General features: G+C 49.4%; 19 protein-coding genes. 14 read left to right on the forward strand and 5 right to left on the reverse strand.

Features of this window, described 5'->3' with window-relative positions:
• Positions 1–42 precede the first annotated feature (42 nt).
• From ACXX82_RS19950 to ACXX82_RS19960, 3 genes are all read left to right on the forward strand, one after another.
• Complete coding sequence (locus tag ACXX82_RS19950; protein WP_458564031.1) at positions 43–993, forward strand: AAA family ATPase; 951 nt, start codon at positions 43–45, stop codon at positions 991–993.
• Positions 990–2,723 (forward strand): cobaltochelatase CobT-related protein, encoded by a 1,734-nt coding sequence (locus ACXX82_RS19955; RefSeq protein WP_458563565.1) that lies wholly within the window; start codon positions 990–992, stop codon positions 2,721–2,723. Before ACXX82_RS19950 ends, ACXX82_RS19955 begins: the two co-directional genes overlap by 4 nt.
• Positions 2,724–2,790: 67 nt before the next feature.
• Positions 2,791–4,104 carry a D-amino acid dehydrogenase gene (locus tag ACXX82_RS19960; protein WP_458563566.1) on the forward strand — a complete coding sequence of 438 codons (1,314 nt, stop codon included), beginning with the start codon at positions 2,791–2,793 and terminating at the stop codon, positions 4,102–4,104.
• 90 nt (positions 4,105–4,194) lie between these two features.
• Here the strand turns inward: ACXX82_RS19960 and ACXX82_RS19965 are convergent, their stop codons facing one another.
• From ACXX82_RS19965 to ACXX82_RS19975, 3 genes are all read right to left on the reverse strand, one after another.
• Positions 4,195–5,721 carry an AMP-binding protein gene (locus ACXX82_RS19965; protein ID WP_458563567.1) on the reverse strand — a complete coding sequence of 509 codons (1,527 nt, stop codon included), beginning with the start codon at positions 5,719–5,721 and terminating at the stop codon, positions 4,195–4,197.
• 107 nt (positions 5,722–5,828) lie between these two features.
• Positions 5,829–7,256: an acylating sulfoacetaldehyde dehydrogenase gene (gene sauS, locus ACXX82_RS19970; RefSeq protein ID WP_458563568.1), complete on the reverse strand. Its 1,428-nt coding sequence runs from the start codon at positions 7,254–7,256 to the stop codon at positions 5,829–5,831.
• 86 nt (positions 7,257–7,342) lie between these two features.
• The gene (locus tag ACXX82_RS19975) at positions 7,343–8,650 is read right to left on the reverse strand and encodes an MFS transporter (RefSeq protein ID WP_322237771.1); all 1,308 of its coding nucleotides are present in this window, start codon (positions 8,648–8,650) and stop codon (positions 7,343–7,345) included.
• A gap of 532 nt (positions 8,651–9,182) precedes the next feature.
• Here ACXX82_RS19975 and ACXX82_RS19980 point away from each other — a divergent pair.
• Positions 9,183–10,013, forward strand: coding sequence for an IclR family transcriptional regulator (locus tag ACXX82_RS19980; RefSeq protein ID WP_458563569.1), 831 nt, complete (start codon positions 9,183–9,185; stop codon positions 10,011–10,013).
• Positions 10,014–10,078: 65 nt separating this feature from the next.
• Here the strand turns inward: ACXX82_RS19980 and ACXX82_RS19985 are convergent, their stop codons facing one another.
• On the reverse strand, positions 10,079–11,407 hold the full coding sequence (locus ACXX82_RS19985) for an MFS transporter (protein WP_458563570.1): 1,329 nt from the start codon (positions 11,405–11,407) through the stop codon (positions 10,079–10,081).
• A gap of 168 nt (positions 11,408–11,575) precedes the next feature.
• Positions 11,576–13,219: a GMC family oxidoreductase gene (locus ACXX82_RS19990; RefSeq protein ID WP_458563571.1), complete on the reverse strand. Its 1,644-nt coding sequence runs from the start codon at positions 13,217–13,219 to the stop codon at positions 11,576–11,578.
• A 199-nt stretch (positions 13,220–13,418) separates the two neighbouring features.
• Here ACXX82_RS19990 and ACXX82_RS19995 point away from each other — a divergent pair, with 199 nt between their 5' ends.
• From ACXX82_RS19995 to ACXX82_RS20040, 10 genes are all read left to right on the forward strand, one after another.
• On the forward strand, positions 13,419–14,243 hold the full coding sequence (locus tag ACXX82_RS19995) for an IclR family transcriptional regulator (protein ID WP_458563572.1): 825 nt from the start codon (positions 13,419–13,421) through the stop codon (positions 14,241–14,243).
• 430 nt (positions 14,244–14,673) lie between these two features.
• Positions 14,674–14,874 (forward strand): DUF3311 domain-containing protein, encoded by a 201-nt coding sequence (locus ACXX82_RS20000; RefSeq protein ID WP_322237775.1) that lies wholly within the window; start codon positions 14,674–14,676, stop codon positions 14,872–14,874.
• A 61-nt stretch (positions 14,875–14,935) separates the two neighbouring features.
• Positions 14,936–16,330 (forward strand): sodium:solute symporter family protein, encoded by a 1,395-nt coding sequence (locus ACXX82_RS20005; RefSeq protein ID WP_458563573.1) that lies wholly within the window; start codon positions 14,936–14,938, stop codon positions 16,328–16,330.
• A 99-nt stretch (positions 16,331–16,429) separates the two neighbouring features.
• A complete protein-coding gene (locus ACXX82_RS20010; RefSeq protein ID WP_458564032.1) occupies positions 16,430–18,025 on the forward strand; it encodes an amidohydrolase in 1,596 nt (531 codons plus the stop codon).
• Complete coding sequence (locus ACXX82_RS20015) at positions 18,022–18,813, forward strand: CobW family GTP-binding protein (protein ID WP_458563574.1); 792 nt, start codon at positions 18,022–18,024, stop codon at positions 18,811–18,813. The genes ACXX82_RS20010 and ACXX82_RS20015 overlap by 4 nt, the downstream gene beginning before the upstream one ends.
• 5 nt (positions 18,814–18,818) lie before the next feature.
• Entirely contained in the window at positions 18,819–19,115 is a 297-nt protein-coding gene (locus ACXX82_RS20020) for a CobW C-terminal domain-containing protein (protein WP_458563575.1), read from the forward strand.
• 108 nt (positions 19,116–19,223) lie between these two features.
• Positions 19,224–19,448, forward strand: a complete 225-nt coding sequence (locus tag ACXX82_RS20025; protein WP_458563576.1) for a hypothetical protein — start codon at positions 19,224–19,226, stop codon at positions 19,446–19,448.
• A gap of 84 nt (positions 19,449–19,532) precedes the next feature.
• Entirely contained in the window at positions 19,533–19,853 is a 321-nt protein-coding gene (locus ACXX82_RS20030) for a hypothetical protein (protein WP_322237782.1), read from the forward strand.
• Positions 19,854–20,165: 312 nt separating this feature from the next.
• Positions 20,166–20,477 (forward strand): EthD family reductase, encoded by a 312-nt coding sequence (locus ACXX82_RS20035; RefSeq protein ID WP_322237783.1) that lies wholly within the window; start codon positions 20,166–20,168, stop codon positions 20,475–20,477.
• 452 nt (positions 20,478–20,929) lie between these two features.
• Positions 20,930–22,069, forward strand: a complete 1,140-nt coding sequence (locus ACXX82_RS20040; RefSeq protein ID WP_458563577.1) for an ATP-binding protein — start codon at positions 20,930–20,932, stop codon at positions 22,067–22,069.
• Positions 22,070–22,153 lie beyond the last annotated feature (84 nt).

A 22,153-nucleotide genomic window follows, 5' to 3' on the forward strand; every position in this document is an offset into this window, starting at 1 on the left:
CAACCAACGATTTCAGCAACATCGGAGGCCAAAGCCGATCTCATGGTGTCGGTAAGAACCCTGTTCGGCATTGACTCCGATCTCAAGGTGCCAGCATTCCGTGAATGTGGTGCGCATGTGCCGGATATCGACGACGCGTATCGCTTTAACGCTGATGTGACCTTGGCGATTTTGGCCGGTTTTGCCTGGAATCGACGCGTGATGGTGCAAGGTTTACATGGCACTGGCAAGTCGACTCATATTGAGCAAGTGGCGGCGCGTCTTAACTGGCCTTGTATCCGCGTCAATTTAGACGGTCATATTAGTCGCCTTGATCTGGTTGGCAAAGATACCATCGTCCTGCGTGATGGAAAACAGATCACCGAATTTCAGGAAGGGATAGTGCCTTGGGCTTTGCAGCGGTCGATGGCCTTGATTTTCGATGAATACGATGCTGGTCGACCAGACGTCATGTTCGTGATTCAGCGGATTCTTGAGCGGGATGGAAAATTCACTTTGCTCGATCAAAATCGCGTCATTCATGCGCATCCTCATTTCCGACTGTTTGCGACCTCAAATACGATTGGCCTTGGCAATCTGAACGGTCTTTATCATGGCACTCAGGCGTTGAATCACGCACAGATTGATCGCTGGAATATTGTCGCCTCGTTGAATTATCTTGAGCCTGACGAGGAGGTCGCGATTGTACAGGCACGCGTGCCAGCATACGCAGATGAAAAGGGAACCCGGTTAGTTGCAGCCATGGTAGCGGTGGCTGACTTGACACGTAAAGGATTTGCCGTTGGTGATTTATCTTGCCTTATGTCGCCACGCACAGTGATCACCTGGGCAGAAAATTGCCAGATATTTTCAGATACGGCATTGGCCTTTCGGCTCTCCTTTCTCAATAAATGTGAAGAAGCCGAGCGCGCCATCGTCGCAGAGTACTTTCAACGTTGCTTTGATGACGAACTGATAGAGTCGCATCTGCACCAGATCAAAAACACAATGTGAACGCAGTGAATCCCGCTCCACACCGCACGCGCCAGCAGCAACAAGTCGATGAGTTATGTGTCGCCGTTATTCGCTCACTGAGCGGCGAAGCAGACGTCACTACGCAGGCGGGTCGTTTGCGCAAGGGGCAAAAAATTCTTCCGACGCATGCCGCGCACTTGCAAACCGCTCATCAGCGCGACGACTTTCGGTCGTTTCGGGGCGCGGCGGATAGTATTGCCTTGGGTCTGCAATATACCAATCCTGTTATCCATCAAAAATACTGTCCCATCCTTCCGGTAAAGCGCCTTATTTTTGAATTGCTGGAACAGTTGCGGGTGGAAACGATGGTGCCCGACACCATGCCCGGCATGCGCAAAAATCTGCACCATCGATTTGAGGCGTGGTCGCATGATTTCTATTTCGCTGGTCTGACCGAGAGTGCGACGGGTATTTTGCTCTATACGGTATTTCAAATTTGCTGGTCGCGGCTGACCGGCCAACCGGTCTTGGAAAAGACCGAAGGCATTATCGAGAGCACTCGCGCGGCAATAGCGCCGCTATTAGGCGTCGATTTGCTTGGCATGCGCCGACATCGTGATGATCAGGTAACTTTTGCGCACCATGCACGCGCCATTGCCGATATCGTCGGTGAGATGATCCGTAGCGATAGCGAAGAGTCGGACGACGCAAAAAAAGCAAACGGCAAAGAAGAGCAAGGCAAAAATGCGCTCAGGTTGCTACTGAACTTCGACAATGATGAAACCGATGTAATCACTGTCGCCGCCAGTGGTCGCAGCAAGGTACTGGACGACGCGGCGCACGGCTACGCCATCTTTACGACTGCCTACGACACGCAGGTTGAGGCAAGTTCGCTGGTCCGAAAGGAATTGCTCAAAGAGTATCGTGACCGGATTGATCAGCGTATTGCTGCGCTAAGTATTAATATCCCGCGATTGTCGCGCCAATTAAGAGCGCTGCTCGCCTTTCCGCAACGTGATAATTGGTCCTTCGGGGAAGAGGAAGGCTATATCGATGGCCGTCGACTGGCGCAATTAATCAGCTCACCTTCAGAGCGACGTCTGTTTCGGCAAGAGCAGTTCAAGCCGAATGCCAATTGCGTCGTCTGCTTTCTGATCGATTGTTCTGGCTCGATGAAGGCACATTCCGAGCGACTTACCGTGATGATCGATGTGATGGTAAGGGCGCTTGAACAAGTCGGCGTTGCCAGCGAAGTTCTGGGATTTACTACCGGCGCATGGAACGGCGGCAGGTCACATCGAGATTGGCTACGTGTCAAGTCTCCGGCATCTCCGGGTCGACTCAATGAACTGATGCACATGGTATACAAAGACGCTGATACGCCATGGCGTCGCGCGCGTGCCGATATCACGGCACTGCTGAAGGCTGACTTGTATCGTGAAGGTATTGATGGCGAAGCTGTGGAATGGGCGTGTAGCCGCATCCGGCAACGCAACGAGGAAAGGCGTATTCTTGTCGTCATTTCCGACGGAAGTCCAATGGATAGCGCCACCAATCTGGCCAATGACGATTTCTATCTTGGCAATCATCTGAAAGAAGTCGTCGGTCGCCAGGCGCTTCCTGGTCAGCTGGAAATCTGCGGATTGGGCGTGGGACTTGACCTCAGCCCTTACTATAAACGGAGCCTGGCAATTGATCTTCAGCAGCCCATTAATAATGCATTACTCGCTGAAGTCGCGCAGCTCATTGGTGGGCGGCAGCGGCGCTGACAGGCCTCAATGATGGTTTCTGCGTGACAAAGAGTAAATTGCTTGACCAACAGAAAGTTGAATTAATATGAAAGTCATTGTCTTAGGCGCTGGTATTGCAGGCACGGCATCTGCCTGGTTCCTGCACAAGGCCGGGCATGAGGTAACCGTCATTGATCGTCGGCCCGGTCCGGCGCAAGAGACAAGTTTTGCTAATGGTTGTCAAATTTCGGTATCGCATGCGCAGCCTTGGGCAAATCCGCATACCTTGCTCAAGGTCATAAAGTGGCTGGGTAAAGAGGACGCACCGTTATTGTTTCGGCTGCGTCCCGAGCTGTTGCAATGGCAATGGTGTGTACAGTTTTTGCGTGAATGCTTGCCCGGTCGCATCAAGCACAACATTCGCCAGATTGTCTCGATTGCCGAATATAGTCGCCAAACCTTGCAAGCCGTGCGTGCCGAAATCGGGATGGACTACGATTTTTTGACGCGGGGAATTCTGCATTTCTATACCGACCAGCGCGAGTTCGATAAGTCGCTGGCCGCCGCTGCGCTGATGCGAGAACTGGGTTGCCCACGCAATACCGTGAGCGTCGATGACATCATTCGGCTGGAGCCAGCCTTGACCGGATTGCGCGACAAGATCGTTGGTGGCGACTTCACGGCAACCGATGAATCAGGGGATGTGTATAAGTTCACTTGTGCGCTGGCTGAAAAGGCTGCGGAACTCGGTGTCCAGTTCCGATTCAATACGACAGTTACGCGCCTGCTCTCAGAAGGCAGCGGTGCGCACAAGAAGATTAAAGAGATTGAAGTAATCGATGCAAGCGGTCGCCATCAGACGTTGCGGGCCGATGCTTTTGTAGTAGCGCTCGGCAGCTTCTCAGCGCCGCTTTTGAAGCCGCTGGATATCAATCTGATGATCTATCCTGGCAAAGGTTATTCAGCCACATATCAGGTCATCAATCCAGAAGCGGCACCCACTGTGTCATTAACTGACGATAGTCATAAGTTAGTGATATCACGGCTGGGCCAACGCCTGCGTGTGGCAGGCACTTGCGAGTTAAATGGTTACTCGCGCGCATTAAACCCGGCTCGTTGCAATGCCATCACCCAGCGCGTGCGAACTTTGTTTCCCGATGCGTGTGATTATGATAATCCAACCTATTGGGCTGGATTGCGTCCACTAACACCATCAAACATCCCGTATATTGGCAAGTCAAAGATAGCCAATTTATTCTTGAACACTGGTCACGGAACGCTTGGCTGGACCATGGGCTGCGGGTCAGGGCGTGCGATTGCGGATATTGTTTGTGGCCGTCAGCCCGACCTTGATTTTGCTTTTGCCGGCATGCCACGACGCCAACCCATGCAAATGGGCTCGCCGGGAATCGTGGGTTAAGTCTTCCATGAATTACCGAACGAAGCAGGGCGCTTCAAGGAATGAACTGAAACAGTGTAATAAGGAAGCGACGGGACGCTGGCTGAAAAGTTAACATTCTGCCGGTTGCAGCAACTTGAGTCGCTGCACCTTTCCTGATGGCCCTTTCGGCAATTCGTCCTGAAAGCGGATGAGCTTGGGTGTCTTATAAGCGCCAAGTTCATGCCGACAAAATATTCTAAGCTCATCTTCGGAGCAATGTTGCCCAGTTCTCAGCACCACGCACACCATGATCTCCTGACCGTAATGTTGATCTGGAATACCGACGGCCGCGGCCTCAAGTACCGCTGGATGTTTTAGTAATGCTTCATCGATCTCCCTTGGCGCAATGTTTTCGCCACCTTTGATGATCAGCTCCTTGATTCGACCGGTGACGAAGACGAATCCATCCTCATCCAGATAGCCGAGATCGCCGGTGTGGAGCCAGCCTTCGGCCGTGAGGGTCTTGGCGGTCTCTTCGGGATTTTTGTAATAGCCATTCATCACGTTCGGCCCGCGCACCATGATTTCGCCCGTTTCGCGGCTTGGTAAACCGTGTCCTTCTGGGTTAATAATCTTCGCTTCATTGCCAAAAGCCCGGCCTGCACTGCCGATCTTGCGTTGTGCTGAATCGAGTGGATTGGTGAAGCATGGTGCTGCCGTTTCCGTCAGTCCCATGGTTTCAATGATCCCAATGTTAAATCTGTCTTCAAAGGCACGATGCAGGGCAGGCGGAAGCGGCGCCGAAGCCGAGCGGCAGAAACGGACACGGCTGATATCCAGATTGTTGTCTGGCGCCTCGGCACCTTGCAGCAGATAAGAAACCATGGTCGGCACCAGATTGATCCAGCTGCATTCATACTGCGCCACCAAGCGCCAGAAATGCGAGACGCCAAAACGATGCGGTAAAACCAGACTGCCACCATGTACCAAGGTCGATGTCGCGGTCACGATCTGAGCATTGATATGGTAAAGCGGAAGGGAAGCCATGACCCGATCTTTCGGCCCCAATTCGTGCGCGGCCGACACGAACTGTCCACCTGATATGACAGACCTGTTGGTCAGCACAACGCCTTTCGGTATGCCGGTGGTTCCCGAGGTATACATCATCAAGGCATCGTCCTCTTCATTGACGCATGGCATCTCTTCGATCATTTCTTCCATTTGATCTGATGCGGCAATGAATTCTTCTGCGTCGATATCACACACAATGACTTGAATTTTCCGGTCGATATTGCTAAGTGCGGTGTGAAGGCGTGCCAGCTGATCCGGCGATACAAATACGATAGAGGCGTCGCTATGGTTCAGCACGTATTCAAGCTGTGATGCTTGTGCCAGCAAATTGAGCGGGGTGACACAAAAACCACCGTACATGGCGCCAATGAATAGACGACAGGTCTGATAACCATTCTGCATCAACAGTGCCACCTTTTCACCAGGCTGAATTCCACGTCCGGCAAGATAGCGCGCAAGCTTACGGGATGCTTGCCGGAGGCCGCCGAACGTCATATTGAGGTTCGGTTCCGGGGCAATCAAATAGACCGCATCCGGATTTTTCGCAGCCTGAAAATCGACATATTCACGAATCGTGCGCAGCATAATATTGATTCCTAAAATCAGTGTAATTGAGTAGAAAATAAGCAAAACCAAGCAATAAAAATATCGCTCCTGCATCTCTTGAAAATCAAGAAATACCAAGAGAGCGATTAGCTATATTTGCGGTGATACGCGCCAAAGATATCTTCTTCAGTCGGTATGTTTTCTGGGATGCTGCGCACGATTCGTGTGATGTTCAGGTAATGTTTGTAGTGCATGTTGTCGGAGAAATTATTGCCGCCCCATGTGCCGCATCCCATTGAAAGTGAAAACGGCAATCCGTTTTCGAAGCTGCCGCCGGTGGCAAAACAATGCGCCTGATTCACAATGACCCGGCAAACCGGAAGTTCATTTCCCAAACGCAGCACATGTGCGTCGTCATCGGTATGTATGCCTACCGAGTGGCCCGCGCCCTGATAGTCATACAAAGCATTGACTATCTGGCAGGCGTGATCAAAGTCGCGGGCGCGATAAATCGTCAGTACCGGTGCAAGCTTTTCACTCGAATAGGGATAGTCTGAACCGGTTCCGACTTCTTCCACCATGAGGATTCTGGCTTGCGAAAAACGCGACTCGCTTAATCCCGCTAGTGCTGCAATTTTCGATGCGACCTGCGCGGTGACGGCGGTATCCAGTTTTCCTCGCGGCCACATGGTTTTTTGTAACTGACTTTTTTCGTTCGCATCCAACATGACACCGCCTGCTTCGATCAGTGCGGCCACCGCTGATTCATAGACTGCATCAAGAATCACAACGCTATTTTCGGAGGAACAACTAGTCGCGTTGTCGAACGTTTTGGAGCTGCTTATTTTTTTTGCGGCATCACGTAGATTGGCTGAACTATCAATGATCGCGGCAACGTTTCCTGCGCCCACTCCAAATGCAGGCGTACCGCTGGCGTAAGCTGCGCGGATATTGTTTTGCGAGCCGGTTGCGACCACGAGATCGGCCTGGCGCATCAGTTCCTGCGTCGCCTCCTTGGTAGTGGGCGCGGGAAGATACTGAACAAGATCCAGCGGTGCGCCGACTTTTTTCAGTTCAGCATGGATGTAAGCGACCAGTGCAATACAGGTGCTCAGTCCCTTGGGAGAGGGCGCAATGATCACGGCATTGCGCCCTTTGAGGGCATTGATCACCTTGTTAGCTGGTGTTGCGGCTGGATTGGTCGACGGTGTGATCGCTGCCACCACGCCGACCGGTCGCGCAATCTCTATCAATCCACGCTCTGGATATTCGGCGATGATACCGACTGTTTTGGCATTTTTCAGGTCCCGCAACAGGCCGAGTGTTTTACGATGGTTCTTCAATATTTTGTCATCGACATTGCCCAGGCCAGTATCGTGAACTGCCATTTCAGCCAGGTTGCGATTGTGCGCAGGATGCATGATCGCCCATCCTGCCGCAGTCACGATATCATCTACTTGCTGCTGCGAATAGTGTTCATATTCGCGCTGTGCGGCGCGTGCCTTCCTGATGAGTTCAGAGACGACTTTTAATTCTATCGCCGGGTTGGATTTTGCGGAATTTTCAACTGACATTATGATCTCCATCCTTGGATTATTGATTGTTGATTGTTCAGATTTGACATTTTGATTTTTGTCCGCAGCCGGACAAAAAGCCGACCCTATCTAAAGACGGGCACTTTCCCCATCGGATTGAATGCCGGTTCTTCGATTGGTTCGTCCTTGAGCTTATTGGTCGGATCGATCCATAGTGAGCAGACTGCCGCAACCCCTAATAACGCCGCGGAAATCAGAAACGGCACTTCATAACTTCCCGTCGTTTGAATCAGGAAACCGAATACCGCTGGCGAAATCATTCCGGCTATACCGAACCCCGTATTCATCATGCCGCCAGCAGTTCCTGCATACTTACCCGCAATGTCGATAGGCAAACTCCACAACACCGCGTTCGTCAGTTCCAGGAAGAAGAAAGATAACGCCAGCAGTGCAACGGCTGTCAACGGTGTCTCGGTATAAATTGCGGGGAGGATGAAGACCAACGCTCCACCTAGGCCGACCACCAGCAACGAGCGTCTGGCAAGTTTAAGGTTGCCGGTTTTTTTATAGATATAGTCGGAAAGAACGCCGCCCAACGTGTCGCCAACCACGCCAGCCAGCAGTGGCAGCGCCGTAAATAATGCAAGCTGTTTCATGTCAAAACCGCGTGCATCCTTAAGATAAGACGGCAACCACGTCAGGAATACCCAGAGCGACCAGCCATAGCAAAAGTCCACGAATGTGATCAACCACATTCGCTTTATCATCTCTTTCCATGGGGTTTTTCCTTTTGCGGCTTTTTTCGTTTCAGCCGGATTGATACCGATTTCTTTCAGTTCGGCAGACGTTACCCACCTGTGTTCTATCGGCGTATTGCGATAAAGCCAAACGAAAACACACGTCCAGATCAGACTAATGACACCGAGAATAATGAAGGATTCGCGCCACCCGTATTGGACAACAATGAGCAAAACGAGCGGTGGTGTGACTGCACCACCCAAACGCGCAAAGCTATGCGTTATGCCCTGAGCGAAGCCGCGCTCTGTACTGGGCATCCAAAACGTGAAGGACCGTGTCGCCGCAGGAAATGCGCCACCTTCGCCGACGCCCAATAACATCCGAAACATGATTAATGACCAAAGTCCCCATGAGAAGCCGCAAAGGATCGTCGCAACGGCCCAAATGATGCTGAGAATTCCTAATACCAGTCGTGGACCATATTTGTCGGCAAACCATCCGCCCAGGATTTGCATGGCGGCGTAAGGATAGGCGAAGGCTGAAAAAACCAGACCTAATTCGGTCGGTGTGAGGCCCATCTCATGCTTTAGCACGGGTGCAATAATCGAAATGTTGACACGGTCTATGTATGAAATGAAATACATCAAACACATAAGACCTAATATCAGATGCCTCACCTTTAATCTTTTTTTCATGTCTCCGCCTTATCGTTGTAAGTGGTAATCATTATTTTGTACGGCCTGAAGCCTTGTCTTGCTTGATCTCCTCCTTGTCCTTTCGATGCAAAGCGTTCAGCCGTAGTTGGTCGACAGATCGGAATCGGGGCAACCGACTACCTATCTTTGTTGACGTTATCTTCTGTTTCTGTGCCTGTTTTTCCCTGGCAAATCACTTATCGGGGAGTCGGCATTTAATTGATTTGGCAGGATGCCGTTTTTGTCCCGTTATGCGGACGCGAGAAATAATTCAATGCAAGTCAATGCCAATCAATGCAAATCAATGCAATAGCCAGCGCGCAGATCTTGCGCGTCATGGCGACTACCTCACACATTGGAAGGTAGTGAGTGATAAAAAACGAAACGGTGGATTTCGTTTTATTAAATATACTTCTCAAAAAAATGAATTGCAAGAATAAAATTTAAAAAACGGAATATTTCATTTCATTAAATAGAAATTTGATTTTTGGTCAGGTTGTTGCTGATATCATAATCTGAGATAATTCGGGCCATGAAACCTACGAAAAGCAATCAGAAGCAATCCGGTTCGGCAGCGTTAAGAGCTTTTCATATATTGGAATCTGTTATCCGAGTCGATAAACCTGTTTCGCTGGATGAAGTAGCGTCCGCCTGTGGATTACCCAAGCCGACCACCTATCGGACGTTGATCATGCTTGAGCAAGCGGGGATGTTGTCGCGGGAACTGGTTAGCAAGCGCTATACCGCTGGTGCGAGGCTATCGACCTTTGCGCTTGAAGTATTGGCAAATTCGATCGTACGCGCCCCTGCCCACGTGATTTTGCAGAGGCTTGTGGACGACATTGGAGAAACCTGCAATGTCACGATGCTGGACGGTAATGCGATCGCCTATCTGGATCGGGTAGAAACGCCATCGCCGCTGCGATTGAATTTGCAGCCAGGGTCGCACGTACCGTTGCACTGCACCTCCAGCGGAAAATTACTGTTGAGTCAGTTGTCACGCAGTCAGCGCCAAAAACTGATCGGGAGTGGCCCGCTGCAACGCTGCACCAACAACACGATCACGGATGTGGCGTTGTTAGAGCAAGAACTTCAACGTTTCACAACAGACAAAGTCGCCACTAATAATGAAGAGTTTCACGTCGGCATGATCGGGGTAGCGGTCCCGATATTGAATAGAAGCGGCCGGGCTTGCGCTTCGCTCGCGTTACAGGCTCCGGTGGTGCGCATGAATTTGGAACAGGCATTGCAACACGTGCCAACGTTAAGGTTAGCGGCACAAGCACTGTCGAATGCCTATTTTTCTGAAACACCTGCTGCTGCGTCAAATGCGGACATAAATCCGCAAATGACGCTTGATTGAAGCTTGGTTGAAGCGGATCCGACGCTAAATAGATGCGCAATAAATCAAAACCATCTGCGTCAAAATTATCGCGCCTTCTGCAATCCGGGATGCTCCAATTCGATGTCGCTGGTTTTTCCCTTACCGATCGATAAAGCGGCGAACGCAGATATCAATCCGGCAAACAAGATATAGCCGACGATGTGCCATGGCTGTCCACCGCCGGTTTTGAGCAAATAGGTGGCGATAATCGGCGTCAATCCGCTAGCGAAAATGCCAGAAAATTGATATACAAACGAGATGCCCGTGTAGCGTACTTTTGCATCAAATAGGTCGCAAAACAACGCCGCTTCTGGGCCGTATATCGATGCATAAAGAATACCTAACGGAATCACAATCGATAGCCACACCACCAATACATTATCAGCGCTATTGATCATGAACCAAAATGCGGGAACGGCAGAAAAACTGGTGATAAGGGCGCCCCAAAAAAACACCTTGGTCCGTCCCATTCGGTCAGACAAGCGACCAAAGAAGGGAATGAAAAAGCACATCACAACAGCCGATGCCATGACGCCGATCAATGCGTCAGTGCGGCTGATTTTGATCGAATTGGTTAAATAATTGATTGAAAACACGCCGAAGATATTAAAAAATACGCCATCGATATAACGTGCCGCCATGCCCTTTAAAACGTTCCCCGGATAACGTTTCATCATGTCGAAAAAGGGGATCTGGGTTTCAGAATTATGTTTCTTGATTGCCCTAAACTCCGGCGTTTCCATCACGGTCAGACGTATCCACATACCGGTGAAGACCAGCACAGCCGACAGGATGAAGGCAAGACGCCATCCCCATGTCAGGAATTGCACATCCGTCAATGCATAGGACAGAATGGCTACCACGCCCGAAGCCAGACAAAGCCCGATAGCGAGACCCAATTGCGGCAAACTGGCATAAAATCCCCGCTCCTTTATCGGTGCATATTCATACGCCATCAGCACCGCGCCGCCCCATTCACCACCCAGTCCAATCCCTTGAACAATGCGCAACATCAATAATATAATTGGTGCGGCGACACCGATTTGCGCATAGGTCGGCAGCAACCCAATCAGAAAAGTAGAAACACCCATAATCATCAGGGTCATCACCAGCATGCTTTTACGGCCGATTTTGTCACCGAAGTGGCCGAAGATGACGCCACCAATAGGGCGACTTAGAAACCCGACGGCAAACGTGCCGTAAGCCAGCATCGTCGATACGATGGGATCGCTGCCCGGGAAATACAATTTATTGAAGACGATGCCCGCGACCACACCGTATAGAAAAAAATCGTACCATTCGATGGTGGCACCGATGACGCTCGCGACAACCACGCGCCGTAGTTCCTTTGTTTTACTGTTGCTATTTGCCATGATGTCTCCTGATTTGTTTTATAAACAATGGTGGTTCTGCACCGCTCATTCAGCCATCTTTTCAAGTGGCGTTATTGCGCGGCTATCCCCTGTTTGAAGCGATAATTTGTCTTAACGTGTCGTCACAAAAATGTCCCGTCGGATTCTTTGCTACGCAACTTTTTCTGCTTAGTGTTGTGCTACGTCATCTTGGTTGTTCGCGCATGATTGCTGCCTTTCAGCTGCATCCCCGATGATCATGTCTGCGGCTTTTTCTGCAATCATGATGGTGGGTGCATTGGTGTTGCCTGAAACAAGTTCGGGCATGATCGACGCATCGACTACCCGTAATCCTTTGAGTCCATGCACGCGCAGCCGATCATCGACCACGGCCATTGGATCGCCTCCCATCTTGCACGTCCCCGACGGATGGTAAATTGACTGACTGAAGCGTTGCGCTGCTTGTAGCAACTCGGCATCGGTTTGATATTCCGCACCGGGTATAAATTCGGACAAGATGTGTGGCGCCAGAGAGTGCGCGCCTGCAATGCGTCGTGCCAGACGAAGCGCACTGATGACCACCGGATGGTCGCGCTCGTCAGACAGGTAATTGGGATGGATCTCAGGGTATTCCAGCGGATCGCTCGATTTGATGGCAATGTAGCCGCGGCTGTATGGCCTTAGCTGACAAACCGACATCGTGAAAGCAGAGAATTTATGCGCGCCTTCACCGGGTTTATCAGCGCTAAGTGGCTGCATATGAAACTGGATATCGGGCCGCGCCAGTGACGGATCGGACTTGGTAAATATCGTCACCTGGCTCGCTGCCAGCGTCAACGGGCCGGAACGTGACAACAGATACTGCATGCCGACTTTCATCTTGTTGATGGGGCTATTCACCTCATCGTTGAGCGTCTTCAAGCGCGTTTTGAACACGAGTCTGGTCTGAAGGTGATCTTGCAAGTTCTGTCCTACGCCGGGCAGATTGTGCACCAGCGGAACGCCCACACTGCGTAATAAGGCTGCGGGCCCGACGCCAGAGCATTGCAGAATCTGTGGCGATCCAATTGCGCCGGCACATAAGATTATTTCGACGTCTGTGCTGACCTGGTGCAGCACATCGCCTATGCGATATTCCACGCCCACGGCGCGATGATCCTTGAACAGAATCCGTGTGATGTGAGCGTCGGTTTCCACTTGCAGGTTTGCTCTTTTTTTGGCCGGACGTAAAAATCCTTTGGCTGTACTCCAACGCAAGCCTTTATGCGCGGTTTGCTGAAAATAACTCACACCTTCCTGCGTATTGCCGTTGTAATCATCGTTGTAAGGAATGCCAATATCTTTCGCACCCTCAATGAAATAATCTGCAATCGGGCGACGTAGACGTAAATCCGATACTTTCAACAGCCCGCCGACACCGTGGTACGCATCGGCACCGCGCTCCTGATCCTCCGATTTTTTGAAGTAGGGCAAAACGTCTTTATAACTCCAGCCCTTATTGCCCAGCGCCGCCCAGTGGTCATAATCTTCTTTTTGGCCACGCACATACAGCAAACCGTTTAAGGAACTGGAACCGCCGAGTACCTTGCCGCGAGGCCATTGCAATTGGCGGCCATCGATGCCCTGATCCGGTTCCGTGACATAGCACCAGTCCAGCTTTGGGTTATGCATGGTCTTGAAATAGCCAACCGGAATATGAATCCAGAGGTTAGCGTCCTTGCCGCCAGCTTCGAGTAGCAAAACACGGGTGGCCGGGTTTGCCGATAAACGATTTGCCAATACGCATCCCGCTGATCCAGCGCCCACTATGATGTAATCAAAACGACGTGTCATGCGGTGATCTCCTTGTAGTTCTTGTGAATCGGGGCTTGTGGATTGGTCGCTATGTATTTTTTTCGAAACCCGCATTACGGCCAATTCGCCCATTTATTTTGCAATTATTCTCATATTCGGAACATAATGGTCCAAAATATGTTATTCCAAGCTTGCTTACAATCAGAAACTTGCAAATACTTGAGAAGTGAAACGAAAAATGACAAAACTGTTTCGAAATGCCGAGTTGTCAAAAGAGTCGTCAAGCGATTCAACTATTTCGTCCAAAGACGAGCTTGGTGATATGCGCGTCTTGCGTGTTCTGCGGCTGATTGAACACCTCGCCGCCGCACAACATCCGCAAACGTTGTCGCAACTGTCCTATCGCACCGGGATTCCCAAAGCGACGATGATGCGTACTCTCGAAGGGCTCGAACGGCTGGGATACGTATTGCGAATGCCAATTGACCGCGGATATTTGCTTGGTCCGGCGGCGGCCGATCTGGCGCTGTCCACGCTTAAAAATAATGCATTGATGCGCGGTTGCAGGACCATCCTTGGCAATCTTGCGGCCGCAATTGGAGAGACTTGCAACCTGACCATGCCAGCTGGAAGTGAAGTGCTATATGTTGATCGGGTCGACACGCCCGAACCGTTGCGATTGCATTTGCCACCTGGCACGCACGCGCCGATGCATTGCACCGCCAGTGGCAAATTATTTATGTCGCGCTTGCCCTTGCTTGATCAACAAAAAATGCTGTCCTTGATGGTCTTGAAACCGTTGACTCCCAAAACTATCGTAGATGTCGACCTGCTTACAGCCGAACTGACACGTCTCGATTCGCGTGGAATCGGAATAGATAATGAGGAATTCATACATGGTATGGTCGCTATTGCCGTGCCAATTTGCGCACCGGATGGACGCACCGTGGCAGCGGTTGCCTGCCATGCGCCGACAGCGCGTCAATCGTTGGATCAACTGATAGAAAACATTCCCAAGTTGAAGGTCGCTGCATTGAAGCTTCAACCATTATTGGTTGGTTAGAATCCAATCGGTTCTGTTAGCCGGTGACTATAAGGCTATAAGGGCAGGCCGCCTGCAAAGCAGGTGCGGACTTAACAACATCGCTATCGGTATCAATAATCACTATGCGATACCTATCGCATTCGCTTACCACCGATGTCGTCTGCAGCCAATCGGCAATCGCCAATCGCCAATCGGAAATCGGAAATCGGAAATCGGAAATCGGAAATCAATCCGCTCGGCTATCGCTGAGCGTTATTTCGGGCGCAATTTTTTAGTATTTTTCTGGAATATTTCAGCAAGTGATTTTGGATGAGTGCGCTTAGGAAAAGCGGCATTGTTCGACGCTATCGACATAACCAAAAGTAATTGCGATCAAAATAATTATTTTGCCAGATCAAATAATTTGTCGCATATTGGAAAAAAATTATTAAAACGCTAGGAGATAAAATTGTTCAGATTTCTGATTGGTATCGGCATTCCCAATATCGCCGTAGTCGCCATGCTCCCTTGGGTCAACACCATTAATACCACCGTATTTGGCGTCCCATTTATTTATTTCTGGATGTTTATGTGGATGATATTGACATCGTGCTGCTTACTCACTTGCTGGATATTTTTCGACCGCAAAAACATCGACATAGACGATTGAGAGCAGAGCGCAAGAGTCACTAACAATCTTATAAATAATATAAAACTATTCGGGAGTTCGTATGTCTACCGTCGTCTTTTTAGGCTTCATCGCCTTTTCGCTCTACTTAGCATTTCGTTCGAAAAGAGGACATAACGCGCAAAGTGTGCATGATTTTTTTGTTGCGTCCCGTCAGTTCGGTGTCTACCTCGTATTTTTTCTGGCCGCAGGAGAAATTTATAGTATCGGCACAATGGTCGGTTTACCCGGCGGTATTTACGCCAAAGGTGCGACCTATGGCGTCTGGTTCTTAGGTTACATCTTATTGGCTTATCCGATTGGTTACTTTATCGGGCCAAAAATGTGGGAGGCCGGCAAAAAATATAACGCCATCACGCTTCCGGATTTGTTCAAGGGACATTATCAAAGTCGCTTTCTCGAAGTAGTCGTTACCGTCTCGGCGATTCTATTTTTGATTCCATGGGGACAATTGCAATTTACCGGTTTGGTCGCCGCATTAAAAAGTTTAGGTTGGAATTTAGAGCCGATTTATCTGATATTTATTTCAGCTTTTTTAGCCTTTATCTACATCATTATTTCTGGCGTAAGAGCGACTGCCTACATTGCTATTCTTAAAGATATTTTAATGGTAGTTGCCATTGTTGTGGCTGGCGTTGCCGTCTCGTGGGAGTTTGGTGTGACGGAAGTATTTCGCGTAGCAAGCGCGCATGTCAGCAACACTATGAATACCAAACAAATCACCTTTTCGATGAGCACCATGTTCTTCCAATCGTTGGGCTTTTACATGTTTCCTTTTGCGGTACAAAATTTCTTTACCGCAAAAAGCGCCAACACGATCCGTAAAACCCAAATTGCCATGCCGCTTTACATGTTGATGTATCCGTTTTTGATCGTCGCCTCCTATTACGCGATCAGCGCAAACTTAACACTCGATAATCCAAATGAAGCCTTTTTTGCCGCGGCAGTGAATCTTTTACCCGGCTGGTTATTGGGGCTGGTGACGGCTGGTGCGGCGCTTTCAGGTTTGCTGGTTTTAGCCGGTATCTGTTTGTCGATTGGCCCATTAGTCACACGTAATCTAGTTCCCAATATTCCAGAGAGTAAGCAGAAAACCAGCACCATATTTGTCATTGTCATTTACCTGGCCACCTCAATCGTGCTGACGCTATTTACGCCTAACTTGATGCTGACGATTATTAACACGGCTTATTACGGGATCACCCAATTTTTTCCGGGAATGATGATCATCCTATTTTTTAAGGGCGTAAAAGCAAATGCGGTTGCGTTGGGAATCATCGTGGGGCAAGTGCTGGCTATCTTGATGTATGTCAATAAAATTGATTTGGGCGGTTTCAATATCGGTTTAATTTGTTTGCTAGTTAATATTATTGTTCTCTGCACTGCACATTTTTTGATGAAATTGTGTTCAAAAAGCATGCAAACAGTTTTGCCATAAAGCAGTTTCAGCCATTATTTTTCTGTGGAGTACGGTGTGAGTTTAACTAAAATAAAAAGCCAGAAGATTCAAGTTTTTGTTGCGAAGAAAATTATCACCATGAACCCCGGTCAGCCAGAGGCGACCTGTGTCGCGGTGCGCGAAGGAAAAATTCTTTCTGTTGGCTCACTGGAAGAAGTCGGCCAATGGGGAGAGGTTGAAGTTAATCACGCTTTCCAAGACAAAATTTTAATGCCAGGGTTGGTCGAAGGGCATTGTCATTTAATGGAAGGTGCGATGTGGGATGCGGTCTACGTTGGCTATCACGACAGACGTGGACCGGACGGAAAGTGTTGGAAAGGATTAACCTCCTTAGACCAGGTTATTCGACGTCTGAAACAAGCAGAAACAGAAATGACAGATGCTTCTACCGAATTGCTGGCGTGGGGATTTGATCCGATTTTCTTTGGCACGGCCCGCCTGTCGGCCAAAGAACTGGATACTGTTTCCACCATTCGCCCGATTGCGATTTTGCATGCCAGTGTGCATTTAATGAACGTTAATTCGGCGATGTTAGCGGTTGCGGACATTGATGAAGATACGGATATTGATGGCATACATAAAGATGCCGCCGGCAAGCCTTCGGGTGAACTGCAAGAATTTGCCGCTATGTTTCCTATCTACCGAATAATCGGCAAGCAACTAGCGATCTCTTCGAGCGAAAAAGAAAGCGCGATCTGGAATTTTGGTAAAGTGGCCCAACTCGCTGGCGTGACCACCGCGACTGATCTCATGAATGACCTGTCGGCGATAGGAGCGGAAAATTTACGCAAGATTACACCGGATGATAATTATCCGATTCGGATTGTCCCGGCTTATGGACCGCAAAGAAGTGCAGAAAATGGCTTAAAAAGATTGCAGGAAGCGATCGAAAAAAATACCGATAAATTGCACTATGGACCGGTGAAAGTGATTGTCGATGGTTCGATTCAGGGATTCACGGCACGCGTCAAATGGCCCGGTTATTTTGACGGTAAGCCAAACGGTTTATGGATTATTCCGCCCAGTCAGTTTGTGGAATTATTTACACCATTCCATCTCAATGGTTTGCAGCTTCATGTGCATACAAACGGTGATGAGGCTGCAGAATTGGTCATCAATGCGTTTGAGGAAATATTAACCAAACATCCTCGCGCTGATCATCGCCATACTCTGCAGCATTGCCAGATGGCCGATACAGCGCAATTGCGCCGCATCGCCGCATTGGGCATGTGTATCAATTTTTTCTCAAACCATATTTATTATTGGGGTGACGCACACTACAATCAGACCATGGGGCCAGACCGCGCCAACAGGATGAACGCCGCTGGTTCCGCGTTGCGACTGGGCATTCCGATTGCGTTCCATTCTGATGCGCCGATTACACAATTGAGCCCGCTTTTTACAGCCTGGTGCGCAGTACAAAGAAAAACATCTTCCGGTCGTGTGTTGGGCGAAAACGAGCGTATTTCGGTTCCGGCGGCATTGCACGCTATTACGCTGGGTGCGGCCTATACATTGAAGATGGACCATTTGGTTGGTAGTATTGAGGTTGGCAAGTACGCAGATTTTGCAGTGCTGGAACAAGATCCGACGCTCATTGATCCCGATCATTTGAAGGATATTTCTGTATGGGGAACCGTTTTGGGTGGCAAGGTTTTTGAGTCGCCAAAATGATATCGAACACCTTTAATCAGCTGAACGCGCTAACGACGAATGTCGATAAGGATATGCGTGCACCGATTAACCTCGTCGTGATCGGTGGTTATCTCGGGGCGGGTAAAACAACGTTACTGAATCAGGTTTTATCTGCACGGACTGGAAAAAGAATAGCTGTTCTGGTCAATGATTTTGGCAGCATTAATATTGATGCTGCGCTGATTCGCTCCAAAACGGATGATGTGATCAATCTGGAAAATGGCTGTATTTGCTGCTCCATTGGCGACAGTTTAACCGAAGCGTTAATCGCCATTAGCGCAAGGGAAAATCGGCCAGACATTCTGCTGATCGAGGCAAGTGGCGTCTCCGATCCTGCAAAAATTGCACAAATTGGGATGTCCGACAAGGCGTTTAGATTATGTGCAATCGCGGTGTTGGTGGATGCTGAAAATAGTGAAAAAACGCTGCACGATCCGTATGTTGGCGACATTGCCCGGCGTCAAATTGCGGGGGCCAGTGTTTTGGTATTGACCAAGCTCGATTTGATTTCTGACGGAAAAAAAATTAGTACCAAAATCCAACTTTCTGCCATCGCTAAAACCAACTATATTATCGATGCAAAGAACGGACAAATTCCGCTTGAATTCCTTTTTGATTCTGCACTGTTGCCAGACGTTAAGTCTGACTTGAACGAGTCGACCACGCCGCCCGCCTTGATGACGTTAGTTGATGAAGATACAAAACACCACTCTGCAATACGCAGCTTTAACTTTAATTCTTCAGCCTGTTTCGATAAAAAAAGCTAAAACAAATGCTGTCGACGCTATCAGACAAAATACTCCGTGCCAAAGGCATTGTCTGGCTTACCCAAGACACCGTTCCTTACGAGCTGCACGTGGTCGGATCGCGGATCATGCTGATTCCCTTTGCGGGCAAATCTGGGCCAATATCAACGATCGTATTTATTGGCCTTATCAACTCTGCTGATGAGAGACAAATGATCGACGCTTTGCAACAAGCGGTCGGCGCACCGCAACTGTCAAAAGCGAAAGATCCCGTGATCGCGCGATCACCTTTGCTATTGAGGACACTTGCGTCTAATCGTTAGTTTGCGTTAGTTCGCCTTAATTCGGCATCGCAAAATAAGAAGATAGTGATCGGGGTTTAAGCGGGCAATGAAGTAACGGAAAATACAATTTGCTTCACAGAAAGCAGAATGATGCCCTGTACTCGTTGCGTCCCTGATAAAAATGGGACCGAGTTTAGTAGCTCGACCGTAGTAGTGCGCACACACTATGCAAAGTGGTGTGTGTTCTTCATCGTTGCCCGTTTATGGGCGGCAGTGGCAGGGAGGCTTCGGCCTGCCGGGAATCGCTTCTACGCCGGTCTACTAACCTTGCCATTTGTCGCCCACCCGATTTCTAATCGGGATGCGGCGTAACTGAAAAGGAACCATCACCTCTACCGCATCTTCTTTAGCATTCTGCAAATACCTCACGATCCAAGTCATCACGGAAGCGCAGCCATGAGCATGCCGCCACCGCCAGAACCAGAAGCATTCCATCAGCCTTTTTCATGGCTTCCTTTGCATTATCAGACTGACCAATGCGCGCAATTTTATGCGCTTACGGTAGATGTCTGCTACGGGATAAAGACATGTATGGAGCTGGTCCACGTAAGCAACGCGGACCACGGCACTGACGTCAAGCCGACCCTGGATATCATCGATACCGAGCGCTTGCTGCGCCTTGCATTAACGTCAGCGCAGATGCTGGCGGAGGCTGCCGAGCATCGTATCGATAAACTGGATCGCCACGTCAGGATCGGGCCGATATCGGCACTCTGATTCTGCCTGATTTGAATGCGGTTCTTTTTTTTATTAATTTATGCGATGCTTGATTGGTGGAAAGGTGGCAAGGTAACGGCGGCGCACGGGCAGATTTGATTTCCACGTTTCATGTGGTCGCGCGCAAAAAACGTCGCGTCAGAAGCGTAGAAATCTTAATCGATTATTGTGTGACCCACAGCACACTATGTTTGCGTCTTCCAACAGGTAAATTGTCAGTCTTTTTCGAACGCATAACATCGTAATGCGTTATAGTCCGTGGCTAATAAAGAGCACTATTCAATTAACCAATAAAAAATCAGGAGATAAGATATGGCGAAGCTTTTTGTAACATATCAGCAGCCGACCGACACCAAAGCATTCGATGCGCATTATGCTGAGAAACACGTGCCTTTGGTCAAGGCGATACCGGGTTTGCGTGGCTTCGAATTATCCAGCGGTGATGTGATGGGTATGGCTGGCAAGCATGCCTTCTATCTGGTGGCGGTTTTGGAGTTTGATTCCGTTGCGGCCATTCAGGCGGCTCTGGCTACACCAGAAGGGCAAGCGGCAGCGGGCGATTTGGCTAACTTTGCCGGCGCTGGTGTGGATTTGTTGATGAGTGAAACCAAGATAATAGTGTAAAACAATGGCAGCATTTGCGACGGCCATAGCGCACAAAATTCTGGTGGCGTGCGCGCCACAAATGCTGTCAGTCCGGTACTAAACTACACTCGCTGCTTGTGCAGGCTTGCCGACTCAGTTCGGCGATTTGCTTCGAAACCTTAACGGCGCTATTGCATATTAGTTCTGGCGTGGTTGCCTCTGGGGCTTCACTATTGTCGCGTTTGTTGGTCCAACCTAAGCATTCGGCGCGCGCTGCATCAAGTTCAGAATATATTTTTTGCCAACGAATAAGGCGCGGTATTCTATATTTGATGGGGATGTCATCACGGCACGCTTTTTGCGGCTATGATCTACCTATTAGTTATTTTGTAGTGTCTTGTTGCTGATATTCAAGTCGGTTTATTTTTTTGTTGCGTTTGTTGTTTTTTTGCCAATAAAGGACTGTATCCGTTGCGGGTATGGCGCTCATCATGAAACTATCCGGCTTTATCAGCACCCACACCGAGCAAATCATTAAGGAGTGGGAATCTATCGCACGGACACTCGGTGCTCCTGCTAACCAACTTTCAACCACCGCGCTACGCGATCATATAAAGAAAATTCTTCAAGAAATTGCCTCCGATATTGTCATTACACCAAGTCCCCAGCAACAAAATCAGAAACTGGAAGGCGTTACCCTGCGCATTATGGATGATGAAAGCGCGGCGGCGACGCATGGTCTGCTGCGTCAACTGAGTGGATTCTCTTTGACGCAGCTCACTGCCGAATATCGTGCATTAAGAGCGATTGTGCTGCGTTTATGGTTGCCACAAATTGGTCAAATTTCAGAGGAAACGACCTATGATATGGTGCGTTTTAATGAGGCAATAGATCAGGCATTGGCGGAGTCGGTGACTACTTATTCGGATCAGGAAACACGTACCCGAGACACCTTTCTGGCAATTCTCGGACACGATTTAAGGAGTCCGCTTGCCACCATGGCAATGGCTGGCGACTCGTTGTCACGTTTGCGGGAGCAGAAGGATAGTGTTCGACTGATCGGAGCGCGAGTAGTCAGAAGTGCCGCTACCATGAATGCAATGGTGAATGATTTATTAGAGTACGCAAGAACGCAGCTTGGTGGAAAAATGCCAATGGTTAGGGAGGAGGTTAATGTCAAAGAAATTTGTCAGGCTGCGCTAGAGGATGCCAGTGCAGCACATCCCGATTGCAAATTTACGCTGGATACGGCGGGTGATCTGATTGATTGTTTTGATAGCGATCGATTGCAGCAGGTTTTTTCTAATTTGTTGAATAATGCAGCGCAGTATCGCACTGCCGAACAGCCAGTGACAATTTGCGCGACAGGCGAACGGGAGGCGATCATCGTGACAGTGAAGAATCTCGGCCCCGTCATACCCACCGAGTCGTTGGTGGCTATTTTTACGCCGTTGGTCCAACTCAACGTAGACGGGCAAGGGCATAGCCGCCCATCGACCAGCCTGGGCTTGGGTTTGTTTATCGCGCGCCAAATTACTGAGGCACACGGAGGAACGATAACGGTCGAGTCAAACGAAAGTGCGGGTACGGTATTTATGGTGAAACTTCCGCGACAGAAGGCGATTCAATAACCATCCAATAACCATGCGATTGCCGATTTGGTGGCCGATGGGAAGTAGTTTTTAGGGTGAGTTTTGAGGGATATAAAGAGGTCA

This window comes from Glaciimonas sp. GNP009 (assembly GCF_054343755.1).